We start from the raw sequence: 12,585 nt of genomic DNA, 5'->3' as shown, positions 1-12,585 counted from the left end.
CACCTCAGTCTCTCAGATGCCTGCCAGTCAAGCTCAAGAAAACGTCCTCCAGGTTCGGTCTTCTGACCACGAGGTTTTCGACGCTTAGACCTTCGTTCTTTGCCAAGACGAATATCTTCTGCACATCGTCCTCGACTTTCTTAGTCGGAACCGTTATTTTTTCATCGTTGAGCATTCTCGCCCCCGGCATTCTTTCCAGGAACACCTCCGGTTTTTCGACAACGAACTCCAGATAACTGTCCATGTTCAGCATCTTTATCAGGTCATCGACTGTGCCTTCGGCTATGATCTTTCCGTGGTCCATTATCAAAACGTAATCGGCCAGCTCTTCGGCCTCCTCCATGTAGTGGGTCGTCAAGAGTACGGTTTTTCCCTTCTCTACAAGGCCTCTCACGATCTGCCACACGTGTCTCCTCGCTTGCGGATCCAGCCCGGTCGTGGGCTCGTCTAAAAAGACGATTTTCGGATCGTTCACCAGGGCAACGGCGAGCGCCAGTCTCTGCATTTGACCACCCGAAAGAGCCTTCACACGTGAGTTCATCTTCTCTTGAAGCATGAACATTTCGATCAATTCTCTGAGTTGAGAAGCTTTGAGGGATATTCCGTAAAGTCCAGCGAAGAGTTCGAGTGTTTCTTTAACGGTCAAATTATCCAGAAAAGCGCTCTTTTGAAGCTGTACACCGAGTATCTTCTTGATCTCTTCGTCAATGGTCTCGACTTTTCTACCGAAGTAGAATATCTCCCCCTCGTCCTTCTTCCTCAAACCTTCGATGATCTCGATCGTCGTCGTCTTGCCTGCACCGTTCGGTCCAAGCAGGGCCACGATCTGTCCCTGTTCCATTGTGAACGACACGCCATCAACTGCTTTAACGTTTCCATAGTATTTCTTAAGATTCTTGACCTCCAGAACGCTCAAAGTCTTTCCCCCTTCATGTGCAGTATAACATCCGCTTCGGATCTTTTCAAATACCAGTCTCAGGGTCTCTAACCGTTTTTTAATACGTCATGTCTAAGATTGTGAAAGAGTATCCCGGCAAAGGGGGGATGGCCATGAAAAGGTGCGTGTGGTTCGTGGCGTTTATTTTGCTTTCAACGTTTCTCTGTGCACAGCCAGCGATTCTCATCAACGATGGTTGGGTCAAAGTGCGTGTGCTCAGCAACATGTCGAGGCAGTATCCCTATCCCACCGACTACGTCATCGAAGTGCGAGCGCTGAATCGAAACATGCCGGTGGAAGTCTCTTATTTGATCATCGACAACACCGGAACGCCTCAACATCCATCTACAAACTTCGTCATGAAGGGCTCGAACTTTGATCCTCCTTGGGATGGTAGCTGTTTCTTCAAGACCGAGGTCGGAGGATGGGCTCAAGCAGAGTTCGTGCAGAATCCAAGGTATCTACCATTACCACACTATCGAACGTGTCTGCTCTTGCTCGCCAGATACGAAAACATCTACGCCGTGTTTCTGAGAGAAAACGATGGTCGAGTAGGATACAGAGTCCTCAAAGGGGGTGCTTTCACGAGCTTCGAGATACCATCGGTTGCGAGAGTCGAGCGACAGGGTAACGATTTCGTGATCAGCTCCCTGGGTCAGCCGGTGGAAGTGGGCATTTGGGTCGAAGGTAGATACACCCACGACGAAGTTGGTGGTTGGGCTTCCCCAGCTTATGCGGCGAGGACAAAACGGTACAAGATACCCCACTACGAGATGTTCATGATGATGATTGGCCGTTACGACAAGCTCGCGTTGATCATGGGCAAAGAGAACGATGGACGGCTCGGTGTGATCGTGTTCCAATCTTCTCAGGACTGGTCGCGAGCCAAAGAAACGAAGGGTTTCTGCATGAGCCGAGCTCGAGGGATCAATCTCACTGTCACGGCACTCTCGAACCAACCCGTTGAAATCACACACTTTTCTTTCGACAACACGTCTTGGCAGTGGGAAGTCGGTGGCTGGGCGAATCCAGACTACGCATCGAAGCAACAAACGTTCACTCTGAAACACTACACACCAGGCTTGATCGTTCTCAGCAGGTACGATCAAATGGTCGTGATCACTTACAACGAGAACGACGGGATTAACGGGGTTATACTCTTGACTGAGTGAGAGATCTCCCCGAAGGTGTCACGCCTTCGGGGAGGTTTTCACCTTTTGCTCAATGAGCTTAATCAGTTCGTCGACGATCGTGTCCGACGGGATCGTTTTCACGATCCTTCCAGATTCGAATATCACAGCCTTTTGCTTGGTTCCAGCAACTCCAATGTCGGCATGCCTTCCTTCGCCAACTCCGTTCACGATGCACCCCATGACCGCAACAGTCAAATCGGTTTTCTCCACAAGCGGTTCGATCGTCTTCGCGATTTTCTCCACATCTATCTCACACCTGCCACAGGTCGGACAGGCGATGACCTGACCTGCCTTTCTTAAACCTAAAGAAGCGAGGATCCTGCGCGCCACGATCACTTCCTTTATGGGATCTCCCGCTATCGAAACCCTGACGGTGTTTCCGATACCCTCGAGTAAAAGGTGTCCTATCGCGATTGAAGATTTCACAATCGCCGTTTCTCCAACGCCAGCCTCCGTGAGTCCTATGTGCAGAGGATATTCCACCTTCGAGGCAACGTACTCGTTCGCTTTGACTGTTTCCAGAACGTCTGTGCTCTTGACCGAGATGACGATGTCGAAAAAACCGAGTCTCTCGAGCAATCGCACCTCGTAGAGGGCAGATTCTGCAAGAGCTGTGATTCGATCGTACTTCTGCTCGAAGTCCTTTCGCAAAGAACCACTGTTCGCACCAACCCTTATGGGAATGGAACGCTCTTTCGCAACTTCGACGAGCTCTTTGACTTTCCAATCTTGACCTATGTTGCCTGGATTTATCCTCACCTTGTCTGCGCCACTCTTGATCGCCTCTATTGCGAGGCGATGATCGTAATGGACGTCCGCCACTATCGGAACGTCGAAATCGAGAAGCTGCTTGATTTTTCTTATCGACCTCGCACTCTCTAAGTCTACTACGGCAACTCTCACTATCTCACAACCGGCCACGACAAGCTCTTTTATTTGCTTCACGGTGGCATCGACGTCACTGGTCTTCGTGTTCGTCATGGACTGAATGGACACTGGATAACCCTTTCCGATGAAAACTTTCCCCACCTTCACAACTCTGCTCATCTTCCCATCAACCTGCCTATATCGCCGAACGTGACGAAGACCATCAGCGCGATGAGCAGCAAAAAACCGATGAAGTGTATCAGGTTCTCCAGTTCGGGTTTGACCTTCTTTCTGCTCAACAGCTCGATCAAGGAGAAGACGATCCTACCACCATCCAGGGCGGGCAACGGCAACAAGTTGAAGATGCCCAAGCTCATCGTGATCAGCGCAACGAGGGTCAGCACAGGTTCGAGTCCGGCCTTCGCCGTTTCCCCGATGAACGCAACCAATCCAACGGGTCCAACGACACCACCAGCTTCCCTGCCACGGAAGACACCAAACAACGATCTGTACATTGTGACGAGAACGTTGTTGCATCTGTCCACAGCAACGGCGATCACTTCGAAAGCGTTTGCAGGTCTCAAGTTGCTTGTCTTTGGTTCGAACAGACCTGCTGTTTCGAGCACGTTCTTGATTAGTGAAGAAGGAATCTTCAGTTGGATCTCTCGATCGTCTCTCATCAACGTCACAGACACTTCGTCGGGTAAACCGCGCCTGGCCCAGACGATGCGGTCATGTTGAACTTCGATGTAAAAGCCTGTTTCTTGTGCAAGCACGAGTTGATAGATCCTCGAGAGGTCCACGTTGTTTTTCACCGTGATATCTTCAACACTCAATAGCACGTCGCCCCTCTTGAAAACATCGAAATCTTTTCTGAAAACGTTCGAGACCGTGGCGAAGTAAAAACCGAGTGCGTATTTTGGAGGATCGTACTGGTACTGTTTCAGTAACCCTCTGAACGTCCCAGCGTCCGTTTCCACCGACACGTAGTTCTCCACAAGGCTCGAAAGCTGCGCCGGGTTCAGAGGTTTTCCCGCCACCGAGTTGATGCTCGTTCCCACTTGAACGTCTCCGACCACGTCTTTCAGCAACATGAAATGAGATTCTTCGAACAACTTTGGTGCGGCATTTATAACGATCTTTTCTCCGTTCCTGAGCACGGTCAGTTCCACCGGGTTACCCTTCCTTATCGTCTGGCTGACGGTGTAACTGTCGTAAACCCTCCTGCCGTTGATCTTCAAGATTATGTCTCCGTCTCTGAGGCCTGCTTCGTGCGCAGGCTTGCCTGGCTCAACGTAAGCTATCGATATCGCGGGCACGCCCCACATCGAGACGATGAGGACAAAGAGCATGTAGCCTGCCAATATGGAGAAGAGAGGCCCGGCGAGGAAGATGAAAAGTCTTTGCCACGCCGGTTTTGAGTACAAACTCTGCGGGTTCTGCGCTTCTGTGGGGTCTTCACCTGCAAGCTTCACGTAACCACCGAGCGGGAAAACGTTTATCCTGAAAAGCGTTTTCCTGAACTTTTTCTGGTAGATCTTCGGGCCAAAACCTATGGCGAACTCATGTACGTCCACCCTGAACAGTTTCGCAAACACAAAATGACCAAGCTCGTGTACAACAACCACAGCCATGAACACGATCAAGAAGTACACTACAGCCATTCGATCACCTCTTCTGCGAGCTTCCTACTCGCTTCATCTACGTCCTTCAGATCCTGCAAGTCCCTCGGAGTACCTTCGATCTTTTCAACGACCTTCGCAAGGACTCTGGCAATGTCCGTGAACCTTATTCGACCCTGAAGGAACGCCTCCACACACACTTCATCAGCGGCGTTGTACGCAGTCCTTTTAGCGTAATCGTTTTCGATTTCGTAAGCAAGATAAAAGGCGGGATAGCGACACTTTTCAACTTGCTGAAATCTGAGCTGTGTTTCGGCGAAGTTCGGCCATTTTCTGTGTTCGTAGCGTCTGTCCGGATACGTGAGTCCATAGGCGATCGGAACTCTCATGTCGGGAAAACCCAGATGCATCTTAATCGTTCCATCTTTCAGAAACACCGCGGCGTGGACCAAACCTTCTCTGTGGATGAGCACTTCTACTTGGCTTGCCTGCAACTGGAACAGCTCGCACGCTTCTAAGACCTCGAAACCTTTGTTCACCATGGTCGCAGAATCTATCGTTATTCTCTTGCCCATCTTCCAGACAGGATGTCTCAGAACGTCTTCAGGCTTTGCCCTATCCAAATCCTCCAACTTCCAGTCTCTCAACGCTCCACCGGACGACGTCAGCAAGATTCCCTCCACTGAAGGTTCGTAGAGCTGCATCACGGCGCTGTGCTCGCTGTCGAGAGGAATCAGCTCGCAGGACGTTTCTTTCATCGCCTCTTTGACGAGCCAACCACCGCACACGAGTGCCTCCTTGCTCGCGAGCAAAACCCTCTTCGACGTTCGTAACGCCTTGAGCGTGACGGGAAGGCTCGCAAAACCTGGGATGCAAACCATCACGATGTCTGGCCTGCGCTGTTCGAGAAAGGCTTCAAGTTCTTCGTAACCATCTTTGGTGCAGATTAGCTTTTCAACCGCATATTCTTTCGCGAGACTTTGGGCTTTGTCGAAACTGGAGTGGTACGTTCCCGCCAAGACTCGGAAGGATCCCATTTTCTTGATCACTTCTAACGCCTGACTACCCATGGAACCCGTCATGCCGACGATCACGACGGTTCTTTCAACCATCTGAAGTACGCCACCTTTCCCCGTTCAACCGATATTTTGACTCGCGGCAAGATCGCGATGTTGCTCACCCCGTAAGGATGGTCGCATGGCATGTTTTTGTTAGCGATCTCGTACTTGAACCCCTTCAGTGTGACTCCGTACGCATCTCCGGCGATTGGGATGATGGACCATTTCTCGTTCGGATTCGCTTCGAGTTCCAACTCTGTGGAAACAACGCCCACGATCAGTTTCCGACTCTTTGCGGTGATTTTGACGTTGAAAGAACCCATCAGGTACATCAGCGCCAGAAGCATGTCCAGCCTCTCGCCCATCCAGCAGAAAATGTCTATTTCCTTTGCCCCTCTTTCGATCGCCTTTCTGAGCGCGAGCTCGGTGTCTATCTCGTCCTTCTCTTTCGGGAACAAAAGCACTTCACAGCCGAGCGCTTTCAGTTCGTTGAGATCGGACTCGTCCAGCGAGTCGCCGTCTCCAACGAACAAATCCGGCACCAGACCGGCTTTCAAGAATCTTTTTGCCCCTCCGTCCACCGCTATGATGAGGTCGTAGTCTTCCAGATCTACACTTTCGAAGTCCTCACAATCACCGTTCAGAAACAGAGCGCTCCTCATGGATGATGCCTCCGATAATGTTCCTGTATTTGTTCACGGTGCGTCTGCTCAGCTCGATACCGTGTTCCTTCAGAGAACGTCTCAGTTCCTCGTCGGTCGAGTTGGGATTGTTTCTCAGCAGTTCGCAGAGCAAGGGTAACAGGAATTTCACTTCGACGTTCCGACCGAAGAATACGCGCATCGGGAAAGTGCCTACAGGCGTTTTAACATACTTGGCAGAAACGGCCCTCGAAACGGTGGAAACGTGCAGTTCCAGTTCCTCTGCGGCATCGATGAGCTTGATCTTGTTAGGATAGCTCGATTTTCCAAGCAAGAAATTCACGTTCTTTCTGACGATCATGTTTCCAAGAGAGAGCAGTATCTCCTTTCTGCGCTGCAGCAACTCGTTGAGGTAAAGGAAGATCTTTTCTATCTTCTTGTTGAAACCGCCGAAGTAGATGGCAATCTCCCTGACCTGCACAGACAGATCGTCTCGGATCACCAGGTCCGGTCTCACGTACGACGCGCTTTCCCCAAAGCCTGAAACACAGCCTTCGAACAGGCCCTCAGGCCCAACGCTCTTGATGGCTTCGATCAAATTTTCCAGTTTTTCCTGCGTTATCGAGAATTTTTCGCAGATCTCTCTTTTTTCCACCAGAAGCTTTCCAGAATCGTCAAGATTGTATATTATGTACTCTGCGATGTGTTCCTCTTCCTCATCGAGCCGAAGCAAAACGATGAGCTCCATGAGTTCTTCCTGAAGAGATTTCTCACCGCTTCGCAAGCGGCTCGTCCCTGAAAGTCCAGTCTCTTCGTCCTCCGCATCGAGACTCACGTGCGGAAAGCTGTCTTTAAGGAACTCAAGAAGTTCTCCCGTTGGAAGCTCGACGAACTTGAAGAAGATCTCTCTGTTGGAGAATTCTCGGCTTAGATCGAGTCTCAGCCTCATCGTTCTCGCTCCCACATTACTATACACTCAGAGGATGAACATGGCATCTCCGAAGGAATAGAATCTGTATCGCTTTTCCACAGCTTCTTTGTAAGCCTTCATCGTCAGTTCATAACCGGCGAAAGCAGCCACGAGCATCAGAAGGGTGGATCGTGGTAGATGAAAGTTCGTGATGAGTGCGTCCACAATCTTGAATTCAAACGGAGGGTAGATGAACAGATCCGTCTCACCCTCTCTGAGATTCGTACGAGCGAAGGTCTCGAGCGTCCTTGCTACCGTCGTTCCCACCGCGATGATCCTGCCACCTTCCGATTTCGCTTTCTCTATGGTTTCGACCACATCCAGGGGTATTGAGTAACGCTCAGCGTGCATTCTGTGTTCCTCCACGTTCTCCGTCTTCACCGGTCTGAAGGTACCGATGCCCACATGGAGTGTGATCTCCACTATCTTCACACCGAGAGAACGGATCCTCTCCAGAAGTGTTTCTGTGAAGTGAAAACCAGCTGTGGGGGCAGCCACAGAACCAGCCACTTTGGCGTAGACTGTCTGGTATCTTTCAAGTGGTATCTTTGTTCGAACATAGGGTGGGATGGGCGCCTCTCCCATCCTTAACAGTTCCTCGTCGTTCACGCTGAATTCGATCAGTCGCATCCCTTCTTCGCACTTGTCCAGGCATCTCGCCAGGATGCCTTCGTTCAGTTGCACTACAACCTTTGGTTTGATTTTTTTGCCAGGCCTCACCAGGCATTTCCAGACTCTTTCGTTCACTTTCTGCACCAGCAATATCTCGACCTGCCTGTTTTCAAGCTGACCGAAAAGTCTTGCGGGGATCACCTTGCTGTTGTTCAGCACCAACACATCGTTGCAAGTCAGATACTCGAGAATCTCCCGGAAGATCCTGTGCTCTATAGAGCCCGAGGCCCTGTGAACGACCATCAACCTGGAACTATCTCGGGGTTCGATGGGCGTTTGGGCGATCAGTTCTTCGGGGAGTTCGTAGTCGAAGTCAGACACCTTCATTCGAACAGCCTCCTGAGATCCAGTCGCTCTATCTTGCAGTTCCACTCCTCGAATTTGTCGTTGCTCACGACCACGGCGTTCTTTTCAAGCGCAATGGATATGATGAGTTCGTCCGCAGGAGAGTGAAAGTACGTTCTTTCCGCGTAGAACCATTCATTCTCTTCGGTGAAGATGTATTTGATATTCCTGTCGAACACCAGATAATAAGGATAATAAAACTCTTCAAAGTTTGCAAGCCTTTCCAGAACAAAATCTATGTCCGAGAGCTTACCTCTCAACCTTGCAATGTTGCTTCCGTCCAGGACCACAGCTCGCACAGGTCTTTTCAAAAGCGCCGTCTTGACGTAAACATGACACTTCAACCTGGACAAGACATCCGCTTTGGAAAACTCGTCAAGTTCTCTGAAGAGCTCGACGAGTGTTTCCAGTTCACTCATGTGTGTGATTCGAACAGAATTGATCTGCTCGACGAGCCAGTCCAAACCTTCGTTTCCACCCCTCATGAGGGCAGCCTGAAGTTCGAGAAAATCTTCCAATTTCGACTCTGAGAGCAATTGTCTGGCACGCTTCACGAAGTTCAGAATGTCTCTGTCGTTTATCAGCTCCATCAGCTCGTACGACGGGGGAGGAAACCGTCTTGGTCTCAGCCAGAAGAAGGGTTCCAGTCCAGCGATTTCAATCGAGTCGTTGATCTTCGCGAAGTTTCTCAGTTTGTCGATCATCGTTCCGGGACCGTACACGAGCGAACGCAGGGATTTTAAAAGTTTCTCGGAGGCCTGTGCAGATTTGATTGGTCCCAGTGAATTCTGTAAGAACAATATTGCTGCCCCATCTTCGTCGCGGAGCCGGCGCAGGTATTCCAGCTGGTTTTTTCTTTTGATTTGCAATATTCTGAGCCTTGTGAGAAAGCTTGGATCATAAACGTTGAGCTGCACGTTGTTTCACCTTTCGAATCACGAAAAGTGTCGCGTATCCTACCGCAATGGAGAAGATGGATCTGTAGAGAGAAACCATCAATGGGGTCTTTATGTGACAGAAAGTGTTGAAGGTGGAAACCAGCGCAACACTCGCGAGCAGTTCAAGAACGAAGGACCATTTGAAGTTTGGAAAGCTCAACCACAAAGCGAACGCAGGATAGCCCACAATCTCTTTGAACCTCGGTCTCACCCAAAGCAATCCTTCGAGTATGTCACGGAACTGCCTTTCGAAGTAAGCAACGAAGGCCGTGTTCCCGGACCGTGACAGATAGTAGAAACCTGCGACTGCCACCACCGTGACGCCTGCTAACCAGTATTTTTTCAACCACTTCCATTCTCTCAGCACGCTCTTCACGAGGACGAAGAATGGAAGAAGTGAAAGAGAAAGCTTCACGCCCCTGTACACGTCAAGATCGTTCACATGCCAAAAATCCCAGAGTGCAGCGTTGGTAAGCAGACCGAGGATCAGATACAGTACGGGCAAGAGATGTTTTTCCCTGTAGGAGTATAGAAGAACGGTCGCGATTATGGAAACTACTGAGACGGCGATGGATTGGTTCCAAAACCAGAATGGTGCGGTGAAGATCCCGAGCAGGGGCTTTTGTGAGAATAAAAGCAGAACCATAGACAAAAAAGCGAGCCACTGAAGTTTGAACGAACCAATGTTTGGTGAAGGAACCGCTTTGGGTTTTCCAAACTGGCGCTCTATCCTTTCGAGTATTCGTTCCACGTTCACGTTTTCGAGTGACTGGATCCAGATCATGTCGATACTGCGTTCCAGTATCGCCCTCCTGAACCTGTAATAAATCATTGACTCGGTGAGTCTCATCTTCTCGACTTCTTCCTGTCGGACGGTGTGTATTCTGAAGAACCTTTCAGGTTGTTTTCGGAGTAACTGGATCTTCTTCACAAAGCTGGCACTGTCGTTGAACTCGAGCATACCGATCCAAACACCATAAAGGTCCGCCTGATCCGCGTAGGTTTTTGCCTCGTAACCGCTGAAGTCGCCCCGGAACGTCACGTACTCCATGTACGGCTCGATCCGTTCTGCTGGATCTATGACGTAAACGATCTTTCCAGAAGGTAGCATGATCCTATCATCGTCGATCGAGATTCCCAATGTGTAGGCAAGATCTCTCTTGTCAGCCACGAACCTGCTTGGTACGAAGATCACCAAGCACACCAGTGCCGAAACAAAGAAGGCAATTTCAGCGACTTTTTTCAATCTGGAGGGTTCTTTCATTCACTTTCACCTCGAAGGATGGAGCTTCGAAAAGTTGCCATCTCAAATACGGCGAGAAAAATCTGAAACCTCCGATGTTTACAACTTTCTCTTGTGAAAACACAGCCATCTCTGTCAGTCTCTCCAGGATTCTGACGGCATAGGCAACGTTTCCAAACACATCCGCAGCCACTCCGATCAAGGTGTGCTTTCCAGAAGAAAGTGTCAGAACACCTCTCTGCATGTCGATCTTCTCTCCGTCCACGTAGAGAAAGTTCTCGAAGACTGAAAAATCTTCCACGTCCATCTGAATCTGGCACATCGAGTCCAGCCATCTGACGTTCATCGTCAGTTTCGGTGGCATCGTGTCCTTCACACGGAAGTCACGGACAACGAGCTGTTCGTCAGAAAAGTGCAGAGCGACGTACCTTCCCGGGTACAGGAAGCGTTCACCAGGTTGCAAGCCTGAAGGAAAGAGGAAACTGTCTTCACAGACTGTTCCGAGTTCAATCTCATCGCTTTCGAACCGGATCTCCCATTCTGGGAAATTCAGTGTCAAGCGGGTCGCGTCGTTGAGAGAGACGATCTCAAGGGTGTGCTGCCCTGGTGCTAAAGCTATGCAGAGTCCCTTCGTCTGATTATCGTTCTCGGCAAACGTGAGCTCGAAAGGTCCGTCTTCGAAGATCGCCATCACGACGCCGCCGAGCCCGGGAAAATACGAAACAACAAGTTGATAATTGCTCGTCCAGTGCAAGCTGTGTTCTCCGATTCCTGGCACTCTCGGAACTTTTTCGAAGAAGTGGCTCAAGAAGAACTCGATCTTTTCTTTACTGACGGGCTCGACTACCTTTATCCTGTCTGGATAGATCTCTATAGGGTATCTGTCCACCAGAAGCTCCACTTTCTTACCGGATTCCACCATGTGAGAGAGCTTTATGAACATCTCTTCGGGTACCACGATGTCCGCCATCTTTGTGCCAACGGTGAAGCCCTGCTGACTTATCAACAACGGCACATCGGGCATGGGAATGTAATTCACAGTCAGATTGATCGGTTCGTAGAGGTCCACGATCTCGTCGGTCAACTTCATATCCTCAGGACACTGGGCTTTGAATTGCAATCGCTCACCGTCCATGAACAGATACGCGCTCATATCAAAGGTGTTGATGAGCAACTGTGCGGCCAAACATTGACACGAGAGGATCAAGAAAACCACTGACCATTTCATGTTCTCAACCTCTCGAGCACTTCTTCAAGATCTTTCGGCAGTGGTGCCTTCAGTGTGATCCTCTCAGGTTTGCTTGGGTGCATGAAACTGATCCTTATACAGTGCAAGAACTGCCTTCTGAGCCCGTAAGCCTCACGAAATTGGTGGTTCACGTTCCTGTTACCGTAGATCGTGTCTCCAACGACGGGATTTCCCAGCGCGGCGAAGTGCCTCCTGATCTGATGAGTCCTTCCCGTGTGTAGAATCACGCGGACCAAGGTGGCCTGTTCGAACTTCTCCAGAACTTCGTATTCACTGACGGCTTCCTGTCCATCTATTGGAAGTTCTATCCTTCCGTGTCCATGCAGTCTTCCTGCGACGAGTGCGATGTATTCTTTGTCGAGCAATCGTTCTCTGAACATGTGACTGAGAATCCTCGCACTTCTGTTGTTCTTCGCGACTAAGAGGACCCCGGACGTGTCTCTATCGAGCCTGTGCACCAGATGCGGTGTGAAGCCCTTCTGCCTGCCGTAGAACATGAGACCGTGTATGAGTGTGGTGCCTCTGGTCTTGTCCCCGGGGTGCAGTGCGATACCGGCTTTCTTGTTGAGCGCAAGCATGTCTTCGTCTTCGTAGATGATGTCGAGTTTCAGTGGAACGGGCCTCACCGAGACGGTTTGTCGCGAATACCTCGACAGATCATCGTCGATGCGTACACTATCACCCGGCTCGAGTTCGTAAGCGGGATCTCTGATGATCTTTCCGTTCACGACGATCTTTCCGGTTCGCAACAGCTTGTATATCTCCGAAAGAGGCACGCTTTTGAGTTGCTTTCTCAGGAACTTGTCCAGCCTTCCGTACGCGTTGTCCCTGTCGACTGAAAGTTCCAACC

The 12,585-nt window shown here is 50.2% G+C and carries 12 protein-coding genes; 1 reads left to right on the top strand and 11 read right to left on the bottom strand.

Going from position 1 to position 12,585, the window contains the following annotated elements:
• Window positions 1-4: 4 nt before the first annotated feature.
• Window positions 5-916, bottom strand: coding sequence for an ABC transporter ATP-binding protein (locus tag AJ81_RS07850; protein ID WP_031504089.1), 912 nt, complete (start codon window positions 914-916; stop codon window positions 5-7).
• A 134-nt stretch (window positions 917-1,050) separates the two neighbouring features.
• Here AJ81_RS07850 and AJ81_RS07845 point away from each other — a divergent pair, with 134 nt between their 5' ends.
• Window positions 1,051-2,109 carry a hypothetical protein gene (locus tag AJ81_RS07845; protein ID WP_031504091.1) on the top strand — a complete coding sequence of 353 codons (1,059 nt, stop codon included), beginning with the start codon at window positions 1,051-1,053 and terminating at the stop codon, window positions 2,107-2,109.
• Window positions 2,110-2,127: 18 nt separating this feature from the next.
• Here AJ81_RS07845 and ispG read toward each other — a convergent pair whose 3' ends face one another.
• Genes ispG through AJ81_RS07795 form a run of 10 tightly spaced genes read right to left on the bottom strand, consistent with a single transcriptional unit; the run spans window position 2,128 to window position 12,583 of the window.
• On the bottom strand, window positions 2,128-3,177 hold the full coding sequence (ispG, locus tag AJ81_RS07840; protein WP_031504092.1) for a flavodoxin-dependent (E)-4-hydroxy-3-methylbut-2-enyl-diphosphate synthase: 1,050 nt from the start codon (window positions 3,175-3,177) through the stop codon (window positions 2,128-2,130).
• Entirely contained in the window at window positions 3,174-4,661 is a 1,488-nt protein-coding gene (locus AJ81_RS07835; RefSeq protein WP_031504094.1) for a site-2 protease family protein, read from the bottom strand. The genes ispG and AJ81_RS07835 overlap by 4 nt, the downstream gene beginning before the upstream one ends.
• Window positions 4,652-5,731 (bottom strand): 1-deoxy-D-xylulose-5-phosphate reductoisomerase, encoded by a 1,080-nt coding sequence (locus tag AJ81_RS07830; protein WP_031504095.1) that lies wholly within the window; start codon window positions 5,729-5,731, stop codon window positions 4,652-4,654. The genes AJ81_RS07835 and AJ81_RS07830 overlap by 10 nt, the downstream gene beginning before the upstream one ends.
• Complete coding sequence (locus AJ81_RS07825) at window positions 5,710-6,339, bottom strand: thiamine diphosphokinase (protein ID WP_031504096.1); 630 nt, start codon at window positions 6,337-6,339, stop codon at window positions 5,710-5,712. Before AJ81_RS07825 ends, AJ81_RS07830 begins: the two co-directional genes overlap by 22 nt.
• Complete coding sequence (locus tag AJ81_RS07820; RefSeq protein WP_144316865.1) at window positions 6,311-7,267, bottom strand: RNA polymerase factor sigma-54; 957 nt, start codon at window positions 7,265-7,267, stop codon at window positions 6,311-6,313. Before AJ81_RS07820 ends, AJ81_RS07825 begins: the two co-directional genes overlap by 29 nt.
• A gap of 27 nt (window positions 7,268-7,294) precedes the next feature.
• Window positions 7,295-8,287 (bottom strand): tRNA preQ1(34) S-adenosylmethionine ribosyltransferase-isomerase QueA, encoded by a 993-nt coding sequence (queA, locus tag AJ81_RS07815; RefSeq protein ID WP_031504098.1) that lies wholly within the window; start codon window positions 8,285-8,287, stop codon window positions 7,295-7,297.
• Window positions 8,284-9,222 (bottom strand): hypothetical protein, encoded by a 939-nt coding sequence (locus AJ81_RS07810; protein ID WP_031504100.1) that lies wholly within the window; start codon window positions 9,220-9,222, stop codon window positions 8,284-8,286. The genes queA and AJ81_RS07810 overlap by 4 nt, the downstream gene beginning before the upstream one ends.
• Entirely contained in the window at window positions 9,203-10,507 is a 1,305-nt protein-coding gene (locus AJ81_RS07805) for a DUF5693 family protein (RefSeq protein WP_031504103.1), read from the bottom strand. The genes AJ81_RS07810 and AJ81_RS07805 overlap by 20 nt, the downstream gene beginning before the upstream one ends.
• Window positions 10,473-11,714, bottom strand: a complete 1,242-nt coding sequence (locus AJ81_RS07800) for a hypothetical protein (RefSeq protein ID WP_031504105.1) — start codon at window positions 11,712-11,714, stop codon at window positions 10,473-10,475. Before AJ81_RS07800 ends, AJ81_RS07805 begins: the two co-directional genes overlap by 35 nt.
• Complete coding sequence (locus tag AJ81_RS07795; protein WP_031504106.1) at window positions 11,711-12,583, bottom strand: RluA family pseudouridine synthase; 873 nt, start codon at window positions 12,581-12,583, stop codon at window positions 11,711-11,713. The genes AJ81_RS07800 and AJ81_RS07795 overlap by 4 nt, the downstream gene beginning before the upstream one ends.
• Window positions 12,584-12,585: the final 2 nt, after the last annotated feature.

The sequence above is a fragment of the Pseudothermotoga hypogea DSM 11164 = NBRC 106472 genome (genome assembly GCF_000816145.1).
GTDB classification, from domain to species: domain Bacteria; phylum Thermotogota; class Thermotogae; order Thermotogales; family DSM-5069; genus Pseudothermotoga_A; species Pseudothermotoga_A hypogea.
This window is presented reverse-complemented; position numbering and strand designations above follow the sequence as displayed.

What these genes read in the sequence shown, in the direction of transcription:
- AJ81_RS07820 (WP_144316865.1), bottom strand. Translation starts at nt 7,267, where the DNA reads ATGAGGCTGAGACTCGATCTAAGCCGAGAATTCTCCAACAGAGAGATC.
- ispG (WP_031504092.1), bottom strand. Translation starts at nt 3,177, where the DNA reads ATGAGCAGAGTTGTGAAGGTGGGGAAAGTTTTCATCGGAAAGGGTTAT.
- AJ81_RS07825 (WP_031504096.1), bottom strand. Translation starts at nt 6,339, where the DNA reads ATGAGGAGCGCTCTGTTTCTGAACGGTGATTGTGAGGACTTCGAAAGT.
- AJ81_RS07800 (WP_031504105.1), bottom strand. Translation starts at nt 11,714, where the DNA reads ATGAAATGGTCAGTGGTTTTCTTGATCCTCTCGTGTCAATGTTTGGCC.
- AJ81_RS07805 (WP_031504103.1), bottom strand. Translation starts at nt 10,507, where the DNA reads ATGAAAGAACCCTCCAGATTGAAAAAAGTCGCTGAAATTGCCTTCTTT.
- AJ81_RS07845 (WP_031504091.1), top strand. Translation starts at nt 1,051, where the DNA reads ATGAAAAGGTGCGTGTGGTTCGTGGCGTTTATTTTGCTTTCAACGTTT.
- AJ81_RS07835 (WP_031504094.1), bottom strand. Translation starts at nt 4,661, where the DNA reads ATGGCTGTAGTGTACTTCTTGATCGTGTTCATGGCTGTGGTTGTTGTA.
- AJ81_RS07830 (WP_031504095.1), bottom strand. Translation starts at nt 5,731, where the DNA reads ATGGTTGAAAGAACCGTCGTGATCGTCGGCATGACGGGTTCCATGGGT.
- queA (WP_031504098.1), bottom strand. Translation starts at nt 8,287, where the DNA reads ATGAAGGTGTCTGACTTCGACTACGAACTCCCCGAAGAACTGATCGCC.